This is a genomic window from Amycolatopsis silviterrae, from assembly GCF_042684085.1.
Lineage (GTDB): Bacteria > Actinomycetota > Actinomycetes > Mycobacteriales > Pseudonocardiaceae > Amycolatopsis > Amycolatopsis silviterrae.
On record NZ_JBHUKS010000003.1, the window covers coordinates 122,323 to 139,914 of the forward strand.

The following is a 17,592-nucleotide window of genomic DNA, read 5'->3' on the forward strand; positions in this document are numbered from 1 at the left end:
ATGTTCAGCGAGCTAGTGGTGCTGGGCATTCGCACCGGGACGATTTACCGCGTCGGGCTTCCCGACGGGCAGGTTACCCCGCTGTACAAAGACGCTGGTGTCTCGCCGGATGGCGTAGTCGTCGCCGACGGCACGGTTTACTGGACCACCATGGGCATGCCCTCGCGCGACCCGTCGGTGCCGGGTGAGGCTGGTCTCGACTACTCGGCCCGCAACGGTGGTTTGCACGCGGTGTCCTTTGACGGCACCAATGCGCGCGATGTTGTCCCGAATGGAGCTTTGACCACTGGGAAACAGCTGGCCTACAACGGTTCTCTCTATTGGGGCGACCGTGAAGGCTATCGGATCAGCCGGGTGCGTCCGGACGGAAGCGGGCTCACGGATCTGATCGTGAACGAGCCTGATGACAGCGGGACGCAGGAATGCGTCGGCGTCACGGTGGATGCGACGCATCTTTACTGGACACAAAAGGGCCCCGCGAAGGGCGGCATCGGCCGGATTTTCCGTGCCGGGCTGGAGATCCCGCCGGGCGAAACGGCGCGCGACCGGTCCGACATCGAGACCCTGTGGGATCACCTGCCGGAACCGATCGACCTGGAGATCCACGGCGGATACCTGTACTGGACCGACCGCGGCGCGGCCCCGAAGGGCAACACCCTGAACCGCGCGCCGATCCCCGCCCCGGGGGAGAAGGGCGCCGAGCCGGAGATCCTGGCGAGCGGATTCACCGAGGCGATCGGCCTGGCGGTGGACGACACGGTCGCTTACGTGTCCGACCTGGGCGGCCGGATTACCGCGGTACCGCTGGACGGCGGGGAATCGCGGGTGGTGGTCGATATGGGCGAGTTGTTGTCTGGGGTGGCCGGGGTGTCGTGAGTGCCTATGCCGGTTCCAACCCAATGCCGGGAACCTAAGCCGCGTCGCCTCGGCCCGCTTTCGTCCACAATGGACGCAAACTGCACCGAAAAACCCGATTGATGCCGGTCTGACCGTATCTTCAGGTCCGTGAGGGGAACCCTGAGGGAATCAGATTCCCCCAGGGTTCCCCTCACGGACCGCAAACCTGCCCCCGGCACCGTCAGCACCGGCTTAAGCTATGCAGCATTGGGTTCTAACCGGAATCGCCACTCACGAGCACCTAACTCACCGCGATACCGCGCAAAATCATCTCCAGCATCTGCAGCAAATGCTCCTGCAGATCAAACGGTGCCGCCTCGCTCTCGATCCATGAGCTGAGCGTTCCGAAATACGCCGTGGCCAGCAGCAGCCCCGCCTGTGCCGGATCGATGTCCCCCCGGATTTCCCCCGTCTCCTGTGCCCTGGCGACGAATCCGCCGAACTGACGTGCCAGTTCCGGATTGCCGAACACGTTGGTGGAGTGGATCGCCGCGCCCATGCAGGCGATTGTTTCGGCCCTCGAGTCGAGGCTGTTGCGCGCCAGTTCGATCAGGTACCGGCTGAGGATGTCGCGCAGCGGCCGGTCCTCCAGGCGCTCGGCGCGCACCGCGGTCATCGCGCGTTCCCGGCGGCGCAGGCTCCACTCGTCCAGGAACGCGGTCTTGCGCTGGAAGTGGTTGAACACGGTGGCGCGCGCGGTGTCGGCGCGTTCGGCGATGTCCTCCATCGTGGTGTTGTCGTAGCCGCGTTCCACGAACAGCTCCACGGCCGCCTGGAACAGCCGGTCCCGGCGTTCGTGCCGTTGCCTGGTCCGCCGATCGCCCGTCGCTTCTGCCGTCATGACTCGCAGTCAACCATCATTTCCTTCCGGCGCCCGCCGAAAGGGGCCCCTTGACGTTCGCGCCTTCGTGGGCATAGCTTACCTTCTTGTTGGACTCAAGTCCAAAGTAAGACTCCAGTACAAGGAGGCGGCGATGCGTCTGGTCACCTATGAATCCGCGGGGACGGCCCGGCTCGGGGTGCTGCACGGTGATGCGGTGGTGGATCCGGCTCGGGTTTTGCGGGCGGAGAATCGAGGGGCTGCCCCGCCGACCGAGATGGTCGCGTTCTTCGAGGGCGGTGCGCAGGCGCGTGGCCTGGCTGAGCAGGCGCTTCTGCTGGCTGATGACGCGGCCGACCGGGGCGATGAGTTGGTCGACGGCGGTCATCCGGCAGTGCTTCCGCGTGACGAGGTCCGGTTGCTCGCGCCGGTGCCGAGGCCGCGCCGGATTCGCGACTACCTCACCTACAACCAGCACGCCATGGGCTCCGGCCTCGAGGTTCCGCCTGCCTTCGCGGCGATGCCGATCTGCTACCAGGGCAACGTCGAGACGGTCGTCGGACCGGACGAGCCGTTGCTGTGGCCGTCGTACACCGCGCAACTCGACTTCGAGCTCGAACTCGGCTTCTTCACCTCCGGCGGCGGCAAGAACCTGACCCCGGCCGAGGCTGCCGGACGTATCGCCGGCGTCACGATTTTCAACGACGTCAGCGCCCGCGACATCCAGATGTTCGAGATGAGCATGACCATCGGGCCGTCCAAAGGGAAAAGCTTCTGCACCGCCATGGGGCCGTGCGTGCTGACCATGGACGAGGTCGACGAATGGGCAGTGCAGATGTCGGCCACGGTCAACGGCGAAACGTGGGCTTCCGGGTCCACAAAGGACCGGCAGTTCTCGTTCGCCGAGGTGCTCGCGTGGGCGACGCTGGACGAAACCGTGTATCCGGGGGAGTTTTTCGCGCTCGGCACCGTCGGCGGCGGTTGCGGGCTGGAACTGGACCGCTGGATCCAGCCAGGCGATGTGGTGGAACTCGCCGCGGCCGGGGTCGGGGTGCTGCGAAACCCAGTGGGGCAGCGGCAGATCGCGCCGGACGGTGCGGGATTGGCTTCGTATCAGGGTGCACCCGAGGTGCACATTCCTAGGAGGTAAGTGGTGAGTTTTCCGCGCACGCCCAAAGATGTTCCCTACACCAAGGGACATCACCGGCTCACCGAACACTGCTCGACCTGGCTGGTCCCGGACGGAACCTGGGGCTGGAGCAATGCCGGGCTGATCGCCGGGCACCGGCAATCCCTCTTGGTCGACACGCTCTTCGACGTGCCGATGACCCGGGAAATGCTGACCGGCCTTCAAGAGACCACAGTAGACAGTCCAATCAAGACGGTCGTGAACACGCACGCGAACGGAGACCACTGGTTCGGCAACGAGCTGGTCGCCGACGCTTCCATCATCGCCTCCGAAGCCACCGCGGAAGAGATGCGCACCAACGGCCCCGACCTCATGCGCGGCGTGCTGCATCAGGAAGGTCCGCTAGGTCGCTTCGCCCAGCACATCCTGAGCCCGTTCGACTTCGACTCCATCACCGCGACGCCCGCGACCCGCACATTCGCCGAACAGGAGAAGCTCGACATCGGCGGCGTCGCGGTGGAGGTGCGCTGCCTCGGCCCCGCGCATACCGAAGGCGACAGCGTCGTGCTGGTCCCAGACGAGGGCGTGCTGTACGCCGGCGACCTGCTGTTCATCGGCGGCACCCCGATCACGTGGGCAGGCCCGGTGTCGAACTGGATCGCCGCCTGTGACGCGATGCTGGCGATGGACGCCGAGTTCGTCGTCCCCGGCCACGGCCCGGTCACCGACGCGGACGGCATCCGCGCGGTGCGCGAATACCTGGAGTTCGTGCAAGCCGAGGCCGCCGACCGGCACCGCCGGGGAATGACCTCGGAGGAAGCGATGCGGGACATCTCGCTCGGCCGGTTCGCGGACCTGGACGAACGGGGCCGCCTCGCACAGAACGTGCTCGCCGTCTACTACGAACTCGACCCGGAGATGGAGCGCGTGGACACCCGGGAGGTGTTCCGCCGGATCGCCGAATTGGAAGGCTTCGCGTGAGCCACTAGCCGGCCACGGTCAGGATCCCGAGCGCCAGCAGTACCAGTAGCTTCACGGTTTCCGTTGCGATGTAAACGAAATGTGCGCGCGACCGGGGCAGCTCGGTGCCTTCCGGGGCGGCGAGGACGCGGTCCGTCCGCCGGTTCAACGCCGGACGGACCGCCCCCAGCTGTCCGATCAGCACCACCGCGGCCACCGCCGCCAGCACCGTCACCGCGGTCGCCGGCTGCCCGACGACCACGGTGACCACCACTCCAGCCGCCAGCAGAATCTCGGCGATGTTCAAGGCCCGGAACACCAGCCGTCCGATGCCGAGGCCGATCGGGATGGTGACCCCCGGCGCGCGGAACTTCAGCGGGGCTTCCAGGAACGAGATGGCGAGCACCATCCCGAACCACACGAAGGTGAAGGCACCGATCAGAGCATTAGCCTGCACAGCGCGGAAAACCTCGATTCCGGTGTTCGATCCGCCGCTGCCAGGCTACTCCGGCTACCAGGTGACCGGCAGCCGCACCGGACCGTGGATCGACGCGTCGTCCGGCAGGTCCACCTCGGCGAACGGCACCGCGAGCCGCAGGTCCGGGAACCGCGCGAACAGCCGGAACAGCGCGATCCGCATCTCGACCCTCGCCAGCTGCTGCCCGAGGCACTGGTGCACCCCGTGGCCGAAGCCGAGCTGCCCGGCCGCCTTGCGCGTGACGTCCAGCTCGTCCGGGTTCGGGAACTTCTCCGGATCCCGGTTCGCGACCGGCAGCGACATGACGATCGCGTCGCCCGCCTTGATCTGCACCCCGCCGAGTTCGAGGTCCTCCAGCGCGGTGCGGATCGGGCCGATGTGGATCACGCTGAGGTACCGCATCAGCTCCTCGACCGTGCCCGCGGTGAGGTCCGGGTCGGCCTTGAACTTCGCCAGCTGCTCCGGGTTCTCCAGCAGCGCCAGCGTGCCGAGCGCGATCATGTTGCGGGTCGTCTCGAATCCGGCGACCAGCAGCGTCATGCCGATGTTGGCCAGTTCCTCGTCGGTCAGCTCGCCGCCGCGGACCAGGTCGGACAGCAGATCGTCGCTCGGGTTCGCCCGTTTCTCCTCGATCTGCCCGGCGATGAACGCGACGACGCGCTGGCCCGCGTCGATCCGGTCGTCCATCGCGGAGTCCTTGGCGAACATGATGGCGGCATCGCGGCCGAACTCGCCGCGCCGTTCCCACGGCGCGCCGAGCAGTTCGCAGATCACCAGCGACGGCACCGGCCGCGCAAACGCTTCCACCAGGTCGACCGGACCGCCCTCGGCGGCCATCGCGTCGAGATGGTGATCGACGATCTCGGCGACCCGGTCCTCCAGCCTGCGCATCCGGTGCACGGTGAACGCACCGGTCAGCAGTTTGCGGTAGCGGTGGTGGTCCGGGTCGTCCATCCCGCTGAACACCCCCGGGTCAGCCGGCTTCCGCGGCGGCATCGGGCCGAGGTCGATCGGGACCCTCGCCAGCTCCGACCGCGCGGACATCCGCTTGTCCGCGAGAACCGCCCGCACCTCCTGGTACCCGGTGACAAGCCAGCCCTCGGTGCCGTCCGGATACGTCATCGGCACGACGGGCTTCTCCGTGCGCTGGCCCGGCGCCGGATCGAACGGACACGCGCCCCTTTCGAGCGGGAGTCCTGCCTGACGGGTCATCGTCGCTCCTTCCCCTCTAGTAGTTCAGAAGGTACACAGGTTTCACAAAATTGTGAAGAGAATGTCGGAGCTGAAAGGGGTCCGGCTGGTGAATCACTGACCCGGCCTAGTGCGCGACTTCCGCTGCGTCGAGGGCGGGAACGAGCGGTTCGAGCGTCCGCCGCAGCAGGTCCGGCAGTGAACCGGACACCACGACCAGCCCGTTGCCCGCCGGTTGCGTCCACTCCTCCAACGCGACCCGGACTGCCGCCGCGACGGACGCGGCCAGGACACGCGCGGTCTGCGGGTCCCCGACTCGGTTCGCGATCGCTTCCCGCAGCGGATCTTCCAGCGCGGCCGGTGCGTCGAGGAAAGCCGTGCGCAGCCCGGGATTCGTGGTGATCAGCAGCAGTGCGTCGCGGCTCTGCTCCCCGGGATCCGTGTACTGCTCCGCGATCGCGTCAAGGATCGCCTCGGCTAGCCGGGTGTCCGGGGTGCGCGCGGCGACGGCGGCGGCGATCCGGCTTTCGCGGTCCGCGGTGACCGCCGCGACGATCGCCTCCTCGCGGCTGGAGAAGTAGTTGTTGTAGGTCCTCGGCGAGACGCCGGCCGCTTCGGCGATGTCGTCGACGCGCACGTTCGCCGGCCCGTGTTCGATCGCCAGCCGCAGTGCTGCCTCGCGCAGCGCGACGCGGGTGGCCTGCTTCTTCCGTTCGCGCAATCCGGTCACACGGTCAGTCTCGCAGCCTTCCTGCGCATACGCAAACTTGCGTGCACGCAAGTTTTATGCGTAAGGTGGGCGGCGTCCCCGAACGAGAGGAAACCGTCATGCGTGGCAAGGGAATGACGTACGAGACCGGGTTCGTCCGAAATGGACGGTCATCGCGGGAGAGCTTCGACCCGGAGGTGGTGAAGCGCGAACTGGCGATCATTCGGGACGACCTGCACTGCACCGCGGTACACGTCGTCGGCGGCGATCCGGAGCGGCTGGAGCAGGCCTCGCGGTGGGCGGCCGAACTGGGCCTGGAGGTCTGGTTCTCGCCGTATCCGCTCGACCTGACCCACGACGAGATCCTCGCCCTCTTCGCCGACTGCGCCACCCGTGCGGAACGGCTGCGCGCCACCGGGGCGAACGTCGTGTTCGTGACCGGCGTCGAGTTGAGCGTGATGAACCCCGGCTTCCTGCCCGGCAAGGACACCGCCGAACGAGTCGGCCTGCTGCTCGCCGAACCCGAGGGCCGCGCCGAGCGGCTGGCCGCGGTGGGCAAGCGGCTGGACCCGTTCCTCGACGCAGCCGTGAAGGTCGTGCGGGAACGGTTCCACGGCAAGGTCACCTACGCGTGCATCCAGTTCGAGCAGGTGGACTGGAGCCGGTTCGACTTCGTGACAGTGGAACTCATCCGCTCCGCCGAGGTCGCCGACATCTTCCAGGAGGGCGTGCGAACACTGGTGGCGCAAGGGAAACCGGTCGCGATCACCGGCTTCGGCACGGCGACCTGGCGCGGCTCCGGCGACGTCGCGCCGCGAAGCATGGAAATCGTCGAGTACGACAAGGAAACCGGCGATCCGCTCCGCCTCGACGGCGAGTACGAGCGGGACGAAGCTGGGCAGGCAACGTACTTGCGCGAGCTGCTGGAGATCTTCGATGCGGAAGGCGTGGACAGCGCGTTCGTGTTCCTGTTCGCGCTCTACAACTACCCCGGCGAGCTTGACCTCGCGAGCTTCGGGCTGGTGAGGATGCTGGAGGGCCGCTCGGGCACGGCGTACCCGGGCCTGAACTGGGAACCGAAGGAAGCGTTCACCGCGGTCGCCGAGCATTACGCGAAGTCTTGACGCGGCGGGGTCCGGGCGGGTGAGATCCGGACATGTCGACGAAGACGAGCGCGCTGGGCAACCGGGTCATGGCCAAGGCGGCGGCGCGGATCATGCCGCTGCTGATGCTGCTGTACTTCGTCAACTACCTGGACCGGGTCAACATCGGGTTCGCCGGCCCGAACGGGATGAACAAAGAACTCGGCCTCACCGCGACCGCCTTCGGGCTCGCGTCCGGGATCTTCTTCATCGGCTACCTGATCCTCGAGGTGCCGAGCAATCTCGCGCTGCACCGCTTCGGCGCGCGCCGCTGGATCGCGCGGATCATGATCACCTGGGGCGCGGTGGCCGTCGCGATGGCCTTCGTGCCGAACACCGCGACGCTGGTGGTGCTGCGGTTCCTGCTCGGCGTCGCCGAGGCGGGGTTCTTCCCCGGCATCATCCTGTATCTGACGTACTGGTTCCCGGCGGCGCAGCGGGCGAAGGCGGTCGCGCTGTTCATGTGCGCGGTGCCGGTGTCGAGCGCGATCGGCTCGACCGTCTCCAGCCTGCTGATCACCGGCGGGCACGGCGTTTTCGGGCTGTCCGGCTGGCGGTTCATGTTCCTGGTGGAGGGTGTTCCGGCGATCCTGCTGGCGGTCGTCACGTGGTTCTTCCTGAGCGACCGGCCGGAAACCGCGAAGTGGCTGTCGGCGGAGGAACGCGACTGGCTCACCAGCGAACTCGACGCGGAACGCCGCGCCACCGAAGCCGAACACCACTGGCCGCTGCGGAAAGCGCTCACGCATCCGCGGATCCTCGGGCTGGCGTTCGTGTACTTCGCGGTCGTCTACGGCCTGTACGCGCTGGGCTTCTTCCTGCCGACGATCATCGCCGGGTTCGGCGAGGAGTTCGGCACGAAGCTGACCGTGCTGCAGGCGGGTTTGGTGAACGCGATCCCGTACGTCGCGGGGGCGCTGGTGATGATCCCGTGGGCGCGCCACGGCGACCGGACCGGGGAACGGACGTGGCACGTCGCGCTGCCGATGCTCGTCGGCGGCGCGGCGATCCCGGTCGCGCTGTATCTCGGAAACCCTTACGCCACCATGACTGCCGTGACCATCTGCGCGGTGGGCGTGTGCGCGGCGCTGCCGACGTTCTGGGCGCTGCCGTCGAACTTCCTGTCCGGCACCGCGGCGGCGGCCGGGATCGCGTTGATCAACGCGCTGGGCAACCTGAGCGGGTTCGTCGCGCCGTATGTGACGGGCTGGCTGCGCGATCTGACCGGCACGCAGCGGACCGGCCTGTGGGTGGTCGGCGCGTGCATGGTGGCGGGAGCCGTGCTGGCGGTGGCGCTGGGGGCGAAGCCGCGCGCGTCCCGCCGGTGACTACGAGGCGCGGCGTACCCGGTCGGTCAGGACCTGTACTTCGGTCTCGAACAGCGCGTCGGCGTCGAGGCCCATCGCGGTGAAGCCGCCGCCGATTTCCAGGCTGACAAAGCCGTGCAGCCGCGACCACAACGCGACCGCCAGCTGGTGGTTCTCGGTGTTCGCGGACCGGGCTTCGAGCACCTCGTCGTTCTGGTACGCGGACGGCTTTTCCGTGGTGCCGGAAGCGACGTGGTGCAGCACTCCCAGCACCACGCCCATCAGCGACCGGGCCGCGTCGGCGAGCGGTTCGGCGTGTGCGTCGTACCCCGGGAACGGGGCCTTGAACAGCAATTCGTACCGATGCGGTTCTTCCTGTGCCCAGGCCCGGTACGCGGCGGCCAGCAGCCGGATCCGGGCTTCCGCGTCGGGCGCTTCGGTGTCGAGGGCGTGCGCCATGGCTTCGTGGAGGTCGTTGTACGCGTCGATGACGAGGACGGTCAGCAGCTCGTCCCGGCTGGAGAAGTAGCGGTACAGCGCCGGTCCGGACACCCCGAGCTGTTTGGCGATCGCGTTGATGGAGATCGCTTGCGCGCCGCCGGCCGCGAGCTGGTCGAGCGCGGCGGCTTTGACCTCCTCGCGGACCTGCTCGCGGAACCGTTCGCGCATCGGCTTGCGGGTGCCTGCTGCGGGCATCCCCACCTCCTTGACGACGCCCGACGGTAACATGGCCGATCGTTCGGAAGACCTTCTAACTGTTCGCCCGCGCCTCGAAGGCCGCCTCGACGTCGCCGCGCTCGACGGCCGGACCAGGCACTTCCACCGGTCCCGCGGTCGCGATCCCGTTGAGAAAGTGCCCGATCTGCCGTCTCGCCAGGTGGGCCCAGTCGAGGACGGACGCCTTCGGCTGCGTCAGCAGGGTGCTGAACGCGATGAGGTCGGTGGCGTTGACCGGGCCGCGGATGCTGCCGTCCGCGCGGCCGGTCGCGAGGAAGAACTCGAGCCGTCGGTAAATCGACTTTCGGGCCGTCACGGCCTCGGGGGTGACGAGCGGGGGAGCGCCGTGCAGCGGCAGCACCAGCTGGTCGGCGATCTCCACGGTGCCTTCGAGATAGCGGGCGACCGCGTCGAGGCCGGTGCCGTCGTCGCTGGCCTCGATCTGGTCGAGGAGGCTGTTGAGCAGGCCGTACGCGCGGTGTTCCAGCGCCTGCAGCAACGCGTCGCGGTCGGGGTAGCTGCGGTAGAGCGTGCCGATGCCGAGGCTGGCCTCGGCCGCGATCGTGGCCAGCGGGACGTGCCTGCCCTCGCGGAGCATCGCCGCGGCGGCCGCGGCGAGCAGACGTTCGCGGTTGGCCTCCGCGTCCTTGCGGACCTTGCGCGGACGGGACATCGGTTCTCCTCGCGGTGCCTGGACACTGTCCGCCAGACTAGGCTATTCTGAATAAGCGGACGAAATGTTCCGGATTTCTGCCACGGTGTCCGCGTTCGGATTTCGTTGCCTCGCAGGGAGAATCGGATGACCTCTCTTCCCCCGGACGATCCGCGCCGCCGGCTCACCGTCGCCCGCCCGGACGACGGGGCGCACCTCGCGCTGGCCGGCGACGTCTACACGATCCTGGTGTCCGGCGACCAGACCGACGGCCGCTACTGCCTCCTCGACATGCGGATCCCGCCCGGCGGCGGCCCGCCACCGCACCGGCACGACTTCGAGGAGATGTTCACCCTGCTCGAAGGCGAGCTGCGGTTCACCTTCCGCGGCGAGGAAACGAGCGTGCACGCTGGCGAAACGGTGAACATCCCGGCCAACGCGCCGCACTTCTTCCGCAACATCTCCGACCGGCCCGCCCGGATGTACTGCATGTGCACCCCGGCCGGGCAGGAGGAATTCTTCCGGCAGGTCGCGGATCCGGTGCCGAGCATCGATTCGACGCCGCCGCGGCTGACCGACGCGGAGAAGGCCGAGCGGGGCCAGCGGGCACAGGCGCTCGCGGCTCAGTATCAGACCGAGCTTCTGTGACTGGCGCGGTGCTCGCTCGGCCGGGTGCCGCGTCGGCGTTTGAAGGCTACGCTGAGCGCGAAAGCGTTGGCGTAGCCTACTTTTCGCGCAATGGTGTCCACTGTGTACTCAGTGGTGCGGAGCAGTTCCGCGGCCAGTGAGATGCGCCAGCCGGCCAGGTAGGACATCGGCGGTTCGCCGACCTGCGTGGCGAACCGACGGGTGAGCGCTGCCCGTGACACACCTGCCTCGGCCGCCAGTTCCGCGACTGTCCAGGCGTGGGCAGGATCGTCGTGGATGCGGTTCAGGGCGGCGCTCACCACGGGGTCGGTCGGTACCGGGGCGGTGTCGAACCAGGTGCGCAGTGCGGAAACCAGCATCAAGTCCAGCATCCGGTCAAGGATCTGCTGTTGTCCTGGCTGGTCTTTCCCGACTTCGTCGGCGAACGTTTCGGCCGGCAGGTGCGGGCTGCCGGCCGGTACGACCAGTACCTCGGGCAGCGCCCGCAGCAACCGGCCGCTGGGCTGTTCTCGGCTTTCGAACGCTCCGCTCAGCAGTACGGCGGCGTTCTCGGCCGGGTTTCCGCAGGTGCGACCGTCGGTGGGCGGCGGACAGTAGTCGGCGTCCGTGATGGTGCGCGTTGGTATTGCGGCTGGGTCGTCGGCCACCACGTACGGCACGTCGCCGCGGACGATCGCGACGTCGTTCGCGCCGATCTGGACTGGCGCGAGACCGTCGGGCACGATCCACGCTTCTCCACGCAGCATCCGGGCCAGGGTCAGCGTCCCGGTCGCGACCCGCAATGCCCACGGCGACGGCAGGTTCGTCTGCCGGAAGACCGCGCCGCGCGCCCGGACGTCCGCGAGCAATTCCGCTACCGCGTCCACCCGGCCAGCCTATCCGCAGAGACATCGAGGCGAGCTTTTCAACCATGGCCCGGCCGGCGGTCCGGCAGTTGACTGGGCGCATGGCTGAACCCCCGATCCTGGTCACCGGCGCGACCGGCAAGTCCGGCCGCCGTGTCGTCGCCCGGCTGCGCGCCGCCGGGCATCCTGTCCGCGCGGCCGCACGATCCGGCGAGCATCCCTTCGACTGGACCGACGCCAGCACCTGGGACGCCGCGCTGGAGGGCGTCCGCGCGGCATACGTCGTGCAACTCGACGGCACCAATCTCGTGCGCCCTTTCGTCGAGCAGGCCAAGAAGCACGGCGTGCGGCGGATAGTGCTGGCCTCCGGACGCGGCATCGACGACCCGGACTACGTCCGCGACCGCACCGGAATGCGCGACGGGATCGCGGACAGCGAGGCGGCCGTGCGGGAAAGCGGTCTGGAGTGGACGATCAGCCGCCCCGGCTGGTTCGCGCAAAACTTCAGCGAAGGATTCTTCGCCGACGCCATCGCCGCTGGTGAGCTACGCCTGCCCGCCGGCGACGGCGCGGCGACCTTTGTGGATGCCGCAGATATCGCCTCGGTGGTCGTCGCCGCGCTGACTGAAGACGGCCACACGGGTCAGACCTACGAACTCTCCGGCCCGCTCGCCGTCTCGCTGGCCGAGGCGGTCGCCACGATTTCCGCAGTAACCGGCCGCGAGATCCGCTACGTTCCACTGTCTACTAAGGACTACATTGCGGAATTGGTCAACCAAGGCCTGCCGCACGCGGAAGCCGAGATCTTCGCCGACGTCCTCGAACCGCTCCGCGAAGGCCGCGACGCACACGTTTCCGACGGTGTCCACCGCGCGCTCGGCCGTCCGCCCCGCAGCTTCGCCGAATTCGCCGAGACCGCCATCTGGCCAGGAAAAACCGTTGACCAGGCTGGCAAAGTGGAGTCACGTGAGTGATGACGTGAACCACCTCCTCCGCGCCGCCAGCCTGGCGACCCCGATGGCCTTGCGAGTCGCGGTCACGCTGGGCCTGCCCGACCGGCTGCGCGCCCCCGGCACCGTCGACGACGTCGCCGCTGAACTGGACCTCTCACCGATCGCGCTCGACGTCCTGCTCGGCCACCTGACCGCCCTCGGCGTGGTCGAACGCACCGACGACGGCTATCTGACCACCGCCTACGGCGCGAATCTCTGTGCGGACAACGAAAACGGCGTCGCCAACCTCCTGCACCTGGACCGCGCCGCCGGTCGCGCCGAACTCGCCTTCGTCGAACTGGCGCACAGTATCCGGACTGGCGAAGCCGCCTACTCCCGCCGATACGGCAAGGATTTCTGGGCGGACCTTTCCGAACAACCGCATTTGCGCCAGTCCTTCGACCAGCAGATGAGCACTCGCTTCCGCACGGAGATCCCGCAGGTGGTCACCGGAATCGACTGGTCCGCTTTCGACACGGTGGTCGACGTCGGCGGCGGCCGGGGAGACTTGCTCGCCGCGATTCTCGAAGCCAATCCGAAATTGCGCGCGCATCTGATCGATCTCGAACCAACCGCGACCGAAGCCCGCGCCGCCTTCGCCGCACGCGGACTGGACCGGGTCACGGTGCACGGCGGCAGCTTCTTCGACCCGCTCCCCGCCGGGGCGGATGCCTATGTCCTGGTAGACATCCTGCACAACTGGGACGACGAGAACGCCCGCCGCATCCTGGAACGGTGTGCGGAGGCGGCGGGCGCGTCCGGGCGGATTCTTGCCATCGAAGCGGTCAGCGGTATTCGCGCGCGCACCGAAATGGACATGGTCATGCTGGTCCATTTCGGAGGCCGCGAGCGACGGGTGGAGGAATTTCGCACCCTGGCCGAGTCCGCGGGCCTGAAGCTGGAATCGGCGGGACCGTTGACCGACCAGCGCGGTCTGCTGGAATTCCGGGTCGGTTAACTCGACGACCGTCCGAGCAACGCGACCAGCCGGTCCAACGGCGGCGCACTCTCGGCGACCGGCACCGGCGGCGCGAACGGGCTCCGCTCCGGCGGCAGATCACCAAGTTTCGCCGTGCTGAACGCGATTTCCCGCTCCACTAAGGAATCCTCGAACTTCGGTTCCTGTCCAGTCGCACGGGCGAGGTCCCAGCCGTGCACGAGTTCCTCGACGATCCGCAGGTGCACCGCGACGATCCCCGGAACCGTCCCGGCTGGGACCTCGACCACCCGCTCCAACGCCCCCGGCTGCCGGAACGCCGCGAGCAGCCCGGCAACCGCCTCCCGATAAGCGGCGACCGGATCGTCGCCGAGCACGTCGGCAGCACGCGGGTCCAGCGAGCCACCCGCCTCGCCGCGCAGCGCTCCGGTGAACAGCCGATGCCCGAGGACCAGGTGGTTCACCAGCTCGCGGACAGTCCACTCCGGGCACGGCGTCGGCGCGTCCCAACGCGACACGCCAGCGACCAGCTCGCCGGTGGATTCGAGGACAGCGGCCAGATCGTCGACAGGGTTCATCGTTTCGCCTTTCTCAGGGGGTCACCGGTAGAGACACCGCCCGCCCCGGAAACGGAACGGTGGCAGGATGCGAAAGGTGGCCCAGGACATCCTCGACCGTGCTCGCGCCGGAGACGAGCACGCCTTCCGCGAGCTGGTCGACCCCTACCGGCACGAGCTGCAGGTGCACTGTTACCGCATCCTCGGCTCCCTCACCGACGCCGAAGACCTGCTGCAAGAGACGCTCCTCGCCGCCTGGTGCGGCCTGGACGGTTACGCCGGCCGCGCCTCGGTGCGCGCCTGGCTGTACCGCATCGCCACCAACCGCTGCCTCAACGCTCTCCGCGACGCCGGCCGTCGCATTCCCGCCGAACCGTCGCCGCCGTTCACCCCGACCGAGCCCACCCGCCGCACCGAGGTGACCTGGCTGCAGCCCGCGCCAGACCCCGCCGCCCACTACGGCGCCAAGGAGACCTTTGAGCTGGCGTTCGTCGCGGCGCTGCAGAAACTCCCGCCGCGTCAAGCCGCTGTCCTCGTGCTCCGGGACGTCCTCGACTACTCCACCGCCGAGGTCGCCGACCTGCTGGACACCAGCGCCACCGCGGTCAAAGGCGCTCTGCAACGCGCCCGAGCCCAGGTGCGCCAGACCGTCGAACCCGCTCCGCCAGCACCGCGGGAACGAGAGATCGCGCAGCGTTTCGCGGACGCGTTCAGCGCGGGAGACGTCGAAGGCGTGGTCGCGCTCCTGACCGACGACGGCTGGCTCGCCATGCCGCCCGCACCACACGAATACGTCGGCCGGGAAGCCGTCGCCGAGTTCCTCACCAGGTTCGGCGAATGGCGCGGCACCCGTCGGTTCCGCCTGCTGCCGACGCGCGCCAACACCCACCCCGCCTTCGCCTGCTACCTCACCGAACCCGGCGGAACCACCGCCCATCCCGCCGGAATCCTCGTCCTGGCACCGTGGGGCGACCGGATCCGCACCGTCACCTGGTTCCTCGCCCCCGAGCTGTTCCCCCGCTTCGACCTGCCTTCGGAGGTGCCATGCTGACCACCCTGGCGATTCAGAACTATCGCTCGCTGCGCGACCTGGTGCTGCCGTTGTCGCAGCTCACCGTGATCGTCGGGGCGAACGGCACCGGCAAGTCCAGCCTGTACCGCGCGCTGCGGCTGCTCGCCGACGCCGGCCGCAACGGCGCGGTCGCCGCCCTCGCCGGGGAAGGAGGCCTGCCGTCAACGCTGTGGGCCGGTCCGGAGACCATCAGCCGGTCTGTCCGCGAGGGCCGGACTCCGGTGCAGCCGTTGCAGCGGACCAAAGCAGTCGGCCTGCGACTCGGCTACGCCGGCGACGAATTCGGCTACGCACTGGACTTCGGCCTGCCGGTCCCCGCAGAAACCGCCTTCAACCTCGACCCCGAATACAAACGTGAATGCGTCTGGCACGGCCCGGTCCTGCGCCCTTCCGCACTCCTGGCCGACCGCTCCGGCACGAGAGTCCGCATCCGAGACGAGTCCGGCCGCTGGGCCGAGAGCGGCCACTCGATCGCCCTGACCGACAGCATGCTGAGCGAGTTCGCCGACCCGCGCCTGTGCCCGGAACTGCTGATCGTGCGCGTCCGAGTCCGCGCGTGGCGGTTCTACGACCACTTCCGCACCGACGCCGACGCTCCCGCGCGGCAAAGCCGCATCGGCACCCGCACGTGGGCCCTCGACCACGACGGCAGCGACCTGGCCGCGGCCCTGCGCACCATCCAGGAATCCACCGACGCCGCCGCCCTAGCCACCGCGATCGACGACGCCTTCCCCGGCTCATCGGTCGAGGTAGTCACCACCGACGGCCGCTTCGACCTCCGTTTCCACCAGCACGGCCTGCTCCGCCCGCTGAGCGCAGCCGAACTCTCCGACGGCACCCTGCGCTACCTGCTGTGGGCCGCTGCCCTGCTCAGCCCGCGGCCGCCTGAGCTGCTGGTCCTGAACGAGCCGGAAACGAGCCTGCACCCAGACCTCCTGCCGGCGCTGGCCGCGCTGATCACCGCCGCGGCGAAGACGACGCAACTGCTGGTGGTCTCGCATTCGCAGCTGCTGGTGCGGTTCCTGGAGGACGCCTCGGTACTGGAACTGGAAAAGGAATTCGGCGCGACGGTGGTGGCCGGGCAGGGGCGGCTCGACCAGCCTTCGTGGCATTGGCCGAAGCGGTGAAACCGCCTGCCGACGACCCCGATGGGCGTTGCGGAAGTCCGTGAGGGCCACCCTGAGGGAATCAGCGTCTATGAGGGTTCCCCTCACGGACTTCTAGCGTTTCGTGCGCTGTCCCTCCGCCAGCTGTGGCGTCCTCCGGCGTTTGGGTGCCGGCTCCGGCCGCCGCGCCCGAGCGGTTTTCCCCGGCGTCCGCACCGGTCGATACGGCTCCGGCACCGGCAGCCGCAGAATCCGGCCGATCTTGCCCGGGCCAAGATGATTCAGGTCTGCCACCGCCGCCGGTTCGTGCCGGGCGCAGCTGGCGAGCACGCCGAACAGGAACATCGTCACGATCAACGACGTCCCGCCGTACGACACCAGCGGCAGCGTCACGCCGGTGACCGGCAGCGCGTTCACCACGTACCCGATGTTGACCGCCGCCTGCGCCACCAGCAGCACGGTGATCGTCGCGGCGACGATGCGGATCCACGGGTCGAGGTTGCGCGTCGCGATCCGCAGGCCCACCAGCGCGAGCCCGCCGAACAGCAGCAGCACGACCGCGCAGCCCAGGAACCCGAGTTCCTCGCCGATCAGCGCGAAAATGAAGTCGTTCTGCACGTTCGGCAGGTACTTCCACTTCGACGCGCCCTGTCCGAGCCCGACGCCGAACAACCCGCCCTCGGCGAGCGCGTACTGCGCCTGCACCGCCTGATACCCGGCGCCGGAGGTGTCCGCGTCGGGGGAGAGGAACGACAACACGCGCGCGAGCCGGTAGTCCGCGACCAGTGCGAGCACCACGAACCCGGCCACGCCGCCGGCCAGCAGCGCGCCGAAAAGCCGCCCCGGCGCGCCGGAGAACCACAGCAGCGACAGCAGCACGATGCCGAGCGAGATCGTCCCGCTGAGGTTCGGCTGCGCCATCACGAGCGCGAACATCAGCAGCGCTACCGGCACCAACGGCACCAGCAGATGTCGCCAATGGTGCAGCAGCCGGGCCTTCACCACGAGAATGTGCGCGCCCCACAACGTCAACGCGACCTTCGCGACCTCGACCGGCTGCAGCGTCAGCGGACCGAGTGCGAACCACCGCTGCGCGCCGTTGACCTTCGCGCCGAGCGGGCTGAGCACCAGCGCGAGCAGTGCCAGCGTGACGAGCATCAGCATCGGCGAGAGGGATCTGATCCGGCGCAACGGAATCCGCAGCCCGGCCCACAGTGCGACCAGGCCGATGAGGACGAAAATGACGTGCTTCTGGAAGGTGCTGTACACCCCGCCCGGCTGTGCCGACGACGCCGACAGCACCATGATCACGCCGAGCAGGGTGAGCAGACCGCACAGCGCGAGCACGAGGTGGAACGACGCCAGCGGCCGCGACAGCCAGCCGACGATCGCGACCGGAACCCGGCTTCGTCTGTTCCGTGTCGTACCCACTC

At 68.5% G+C, this 17,592-nt stretch carries 19 protein-coding genes; 10 read left to right on the forward strand and 9 right to left on the reverse strand.

Annotated features, from left to right (window positions below; genetic code table 11):
• Entirely contained in the window at positions 1-876 is an 876-nt protein-coding gene (locus ACFSVL_RS02270) for a hypothetical protein (RefSeq protein ID WP_378299909.1), read from the forward strand.
• Between the two features lie 262 nt (positions 877-1,138).
• Here ACFSVL_RS02270 and ACFSVL_RS02275 read toward each other — a convergent pair whose 3' ends face one another.
• On the reverse strand, positions 1,139-1,738 hold the full coding sequence (locus ACFSVL_RS02275; RefSeq protein WP_378299911.1) for a TetR/AcrR family transcriptional regulator: 600 nt from the start codon (positions 1,736-1,738) through the stop codon (positions 1,139-1,141).
• Positions 1,739-1,871: 133 nt separating this feature from the next.
• On the opposite strand from ACFSVL_RS02275, the gene ACFSVL_RS02280 reads away from it, so the two are divergent.
• Positions 1,872-2,867: a fumarylacetoacetate hydrolase family protein gene (locus tag ACFSVL_RS02280; protein ID WP_378299913.1), complete on the forward strand. Its 996-nt coding sequence runs from the start codon at positions 1,872-1,874 to the stop codon at positions 2,865-2,867.
• Positions 2,868-2,870: 3 nt separating this feature from the next.
• Positions 2,871-3,827, forward strand: coding sequence for an MBL fold metallo-hydrolase (locus tag ACFSVL_RS02285; RefSeq protein ID WP_378299915.1), 957 nt, complete (start codon positions 2,871-2,873; stop codon positions 3,825-3,827).
• Between the two features lie 4 nt (positions 3,828-3,831).
• Here ACFSVL_RS02285 and ACFSVL_RS02290 read toward each other — a convergent pair whose 3' ends face one another.
• The 3 genes from ACFSVL_RS02290 to ACFSVL_RS02300 all read right to left on the reverse strand — a co-directional run bounded on the left by ACFSVL_RS02290 (position 3,832) and on the right by ACFSVL_RS02300 (position 6,205).
• Positions 3,832-4,215, reverse strand: coding sequence for a hypothetical protein (locus ACFSVL_RS02290; RefSeq protein WP_378300379.1), 384 nt, complete (start codon positions 4,213-4,215; stop codon positions 3,832-3,834).
• 102 nt (positions 4,216-4,317) lie between these two features.
• Positions 4,318-5,496, reverse strand: coding sequence for a cytochrome P450 (locus ACFSVL_RS02295; protein WP_378299917.1), 1,179 nt, complete (start codon positions 5,494-5,496; stop codon positions 4,318-4,320).
• 106 nt (positions 5,497-5,602) lie between these two features.
• A complete protein-coding gene (locus ACFSVL_RS02300; RefSeq protein ID WP_378299919.1) occupies positions 5,603-6,205 on the reverse strand; it encodes a TetR/AcrR family transcriptional regulator in 603 nt (200 codons plus the stop codon).
• Between the two features lie 98 nt (positions 6,206-6,303).
• Between ACFSVL_RS02300 and ACFSVL_RS02305 the strand changes: the two genes are divergently transcribed.
• Both ACFSVL_RS02305 and ACFSVL_RS02310 read left to right on the forward strand, forming a co-directional pair.
• A complete protein-coding gene (locus ACFSVL_RS02305; RefSeq protein WP_378299921.1) occupies positions 6,304-7,308 on the forward strand; it encodes a hypothetical protein in 1,005 nt (334 codons plus the stop codon).
• A 32-nt stretch (positions 7,309-7,340) separates the two neighbouring features.
• Complete coding sequence (locus ACFSVL_RS02310) at positions 7,341-8,654, forward strand: MFS transporter (protein WP_378299922.1); 1,314 nt, start codon at positions 7,341-7,343, stop codon at positions 8,652-8,654.
• Here ACFSVL_RS02310 and ACFSVL_RS02315 read toward each other — a convergent pair whose 3' ends face one another.
• Both ACFSVL_RS02315 and ACFSVL_RS02320 read right to left on the reverse strand, forming a co-directional pair.
• Positions 8,655-9,329 (reverse strand): TetR/AcrR family transcriptional regulator, encoded by a 675-nt coding sequence (locus ACFSVL_RS02315; protein WP_378299924.1) that lies wholly within the window; start codon positions 9,327-9,329, stop codon positions 8,655-8,657.
• A 55-nt stretch (positions 9,330-9,384) separates the two neighbouring features.
• Positions 9,385-10,023 (reverse strand): TetR/AcrR family transcriptional regulator, encoded by a 639-nt coding sequence (locus ACFSVL_RS02320; protein ID WP_378299926.1) that lies wholly within the window; start codon positions 10,021-10,023, stop codon positions 9,385-9,387.
• Positions 10,024-10,149: 126 nt separating this feature from the next.
• Here ACFSVL_RS02320 and ACFSVL_RS02325 point away from each other — a divergent pair, with 126 nt between their 5' ends.
• On the forward strand, positions 10,150-10,650 hold the full coding sequence (locus ACFSVL_RS02325) for a cupin domain-containing protein (protein ID WP_378299928.1): 501 nt from the start codon (positions 10,150-10,152) through the stop codon (positions 10,648-10,650).
• On the opposite strand, the gene ACFSVL_RS02330 is transcribed toward ACFSVL_RS02325, so the two are convergent.
• On the reverse strand, positions 10,632-11,516 hold the full coding sequence (locus tag ACFSVL_RS02330) for an AraC family transcriptional regulator (RefSeq protein WP_378299930.1): 885 nt from the start codon (positions 11,514-11,516) through the stop codon (positions 10,632-10,634). The genes ACFSVL_RS02325 and ACFSVL_RS02330 overlap by 19 nt on opposite strands.
• 80 nt (positions 11,517-11,596) lie before the next feature.
• Between ACFSVL_RS02330 and ACFSVL_RS02335 the strand changes: the two genes are divergently transcribed.
• Together ACFSVL_RS02335 and ACFSVL_RS02340 are read left to right on the forward strand one after the other, a co-directional pair.
• On the forward strand, positions 11,597-12,469 hold the full coding sequence (locus ACFSVL_RS02335) for an NAD(P)H-binding protein (RefSeq protein WP_378299932.1): 873 nt from the start codon (positions 11,597-11,599) through the stop codon (positions 12,467-12,469).
• The gene (locus tag ACFSVL_RS02340; protein ID WP_449224359.1) at positions 12,462-13,445 is read left to right on the forward strand and encodes a methyltransferase; all 984 of its coding nucleotides are present in this window, start codon (positions 12,462-12,464) and stop codon (positions 13,443-13,445) included. The genes ACFSVL_RS02335 and ACFSVL_RS02340 overlap by 8 nt, the downstream gene beginning before the upstream one ends.
• On the opposite strand, the gene ACFSVL_RS02345 is transcribed toward ACFSVL_RS02340, so the two are convergent.
• Positions 13,442-14,002, reverse strand: a complete 561-nt coding sequence (locus ACFSVL_RS02345) for a TIGR03086 family metal-binding protein (RefSeq protein WP_378299934.1) — start codon at positions 14,000-14,002, stop codon at positions 13,442-13,444. The genes ACFSVL_RS02340 and ACFSVL_RS02345 overlap by 4 nt on opposite strands.
• 67 nt (positions 14,003-14,069) lie before the next feature.
• Between ACFSVL_RS02345 and ACFSVL_RS02350 the strand changes: the two genes are divergently transcribed.
• Both ACFSVL_RS02350 and ACFSVL_RS02355 read left to right on the forward strand, forming a co-directional pair.
• A complete protein-coding gene (locus tag ACFSVL_RS02350) occupies positions 14,070-15,032 on the forward strand; it encodes an RNA polymerase subunit sigma-70 (protein ID WP_378299936.1) in 963 nt (320 codons plus the stop codon).
• A complete protein-coding gene (locus ACFSVL_RS02355) occupies positions 15,026-16,180 on the forward strand; it encodes an AAA family ATPase (protein ID WP_378299938.1) in 1,155 nt (384 codons plus the stop codon). The genes ACFSVL_RS02350 and ACFSVL_RS02355 overlap by 7 nt, the downstream gene beginning before the upstream one ends.
• Before the next feature lie 93 nt (positions 16,181-16,273).
• Here ACFSVL_RS02355 and ftsW read toward each other — a convergent pair whose 3' ends face one another.
• On the reverse strand, positions 16,274-17,590 hold the full coding sequence (gene ftsW, locus ACFSVL_RS02360) for a putative lipid II flippase FtsW (RefSeq protein ID WP_378299940.1): 1,317 nt from the start codon (positions 17,588-17,590) through the stop codon (positions 16,274-16,276).
• Between the last annotated feature and the right edge of the window lie 2 nt (positions 17,591-17,592).